Below are 1,708 nucleotides of genomic sequence, written 5' to 3'. Positions count from 1 at the left end.
GTTCAGCACATAATTAACCACTCACATCCCGCTGCACTTCCTGAACGAAGACAGCTGTGTAGGTGTGAAAGCCGGTGGCGCTATCACTCACGCTCGTGTTGAAGTAGAAGTTAAATGTCTGCCTGCTGACCTGCCTGAATTCATCGAAGTTGATATGGCGGATGTTGAGTTGGGTGGTCACATCCACCTGACTGACCTGACCATGCCTGCAGGTGTTGAGCTGGTTGCTCTGCAGCAGGGTGAAGGCCACGATCTGGACGTTGCTTCTGTTCAGTCTACCCGTGGCGGTAAAGAAGAAGCTGAAGAAGCAGCTTCTGAAGAAGAAGGCGGCGAAGAGTAATCAGCTTTTTTTATGGTTCGGGGCTGTATATGCAGCTCAGGGCTATGGAGGATGTTATGGCGAAGGATCACTCGATCAGGCTGGTTGTCGGACTCGGCAACCCTGGTGCTCAATACGATGATACTCGCCATAATGCCGGCTTCTGGTACGTGGAGCAGTTGGCCCGGGCCTACGGTACCAGCTTGCAGCCCGAGAAGAAATTTTTTGGTTTAGCTGCCCGCGTTACCATCGGTGGACAGGATGTCCGTCTGCTAAACCCGACCACATTCATGAATCGCAGTGGTCAGGCGGTGGGTGCGATCAGCACCTTTTTCAAGATTCCTTCCCAATCTATTCTTGTTGTTCACGATGAGCTGGATCTGCCTGCTGGTATCGGTCGTCTGAAGCAGGGCGGTGGGCACGGTGGACATAACGGTCTTCGGGACATTATTTCAGCATTGGGAAATAATAAAGACTTTCTGCGTTTGCGTCTGGGTATTGGTCATCCGGGCGAGAGTAAGGAGGTGGTTAATTATGTGCTGAACAAGCCTTCCGTGGCGGATCGTCAAAAGATCGACTCGGTGATCGACGAAGCCATCCGCATCTCTCCAGAAGCCTTCAATGGTGCTCGTGCCAAGGCCGTTCAAGAGTTACATACCTTTAAAGCCTGATTTTACGATGGCTTGATATCCAGTTTGGGGATTGGCCAGTACTCTCTGTCATTGCGCATGTTTTCTCCCCGTTTCAAAGCCTGATCCACCAGTTTACAGATCAGGATGTCAAAGGGTATTCCTGCGTGTCTGGCACCGTCTGGAAACAGGCTGGTGGGTGTCATTCCCGGCAGGTTGTTCAGTTCTGCAAATACCGGCTCTCCTGATTCCGGAACGATAAAGTCAGAACGACTCAAGTCCTGACAGCCTAAAATCTGGTGTGCCTTGAGTGCAATCTGTTGAACTTTCCGACACTGATCCTCCGAAATTCTGGCGGGGATCACATGATCACTGAGGCCCGGTGTATAGCGGTGAACATAGTCATACCAGGCACCATCTGGTGTGGTAATTTCGGTAACGGGCAAAACCTGGTAGTCGTCATCCAGATGGAGAACGCCGGCAGTGATTTCCCGACCGGTGACAAACTCTTCGACCAGGAGTTTTTCATCCATTTGCAGGCCGGTTCTCAGTTTACTCATCAGGTCTTCATAGCCCACGGCAAACTGGATACCAATACCGGAACCCTGACCTGATGGTTTGATGATGACCTTATGTCCAAGGGATTCGATACAGTCGAGGGTGGCGTCTTCACAGTTCTCATTACGATAGACGACTCTGTCCTTAGCCATAGGGATGCCGACAGATTGCAGCAGGCGTTTGGTAACCACCTTATCCAGAG

The 1,708-nt window shown here is 51.2% G+C and carries 3 protein-coding genes; 2 read left to right on the top strand and 1 reads right to left on the bottom strand.

What is annotated here, in order from left to right:
* The first annotated feature begins 25 nt into the window (after positions 1–25).
* Together KDK19_RS19280 and pth are read left to right on the top strand one after the other, a co-directional pair.
* On the top strand, positions 26–340 hold the full coding sequence (locus KDK19_RS19280) for a hypothetical protein (RefSeq protein ID WP_257292655.1): 315 nt from the start codon (positions 26–28) through the stop codon (positions 338–340).
* Positions 341–396: 56 nt separating this feature from the next.
* Positions 397–990 carry an aminoacyl-tRNA hydrolase gene (gene pth / locus KDK19_RS19275; RefSeq protein ID WP_257255436.1) on the top strand — a complete coding sequence of 198 codons (594 nt, stop codon included), beginning with the start codon at positions 397–399 and terminating at the stop codon, positions 988–990.
* Positions 991–992: 2 nt separating this feature from the next.
* Here the strand turns inward: pth and KDK19_RS19270 are convergent.
* The coding region (locus tag KDK19_RS19270; RefSeq protein WP_257292654.1) for a hypothetical protein at positions 993–1,708 on the bottom strand (716 nt) is incomplete at its 5' end.

It is taken from the genome of Endozoicomonas sp. ONNA1, assembly GCF_024606325.1.
GTDB lineage: Bacteria > Pseudomonadota > Gammaproteobacteria > Pseudomonadales > Endozoicomonadaceae > Endozoicomonas_A.
This window is presented reverse-complemented; position numbering and strand designations above follow the sequence as displayed.

Bases quoted from the DNA above. Each gene is read 5' to 3' on its own strand.
- pth (WP_257255436.1), top strand. From the start codon at position 397: ATGGCGAAGGATCACTCGATCAGGCTGGTTGTCGGACTCGGCAACCCT.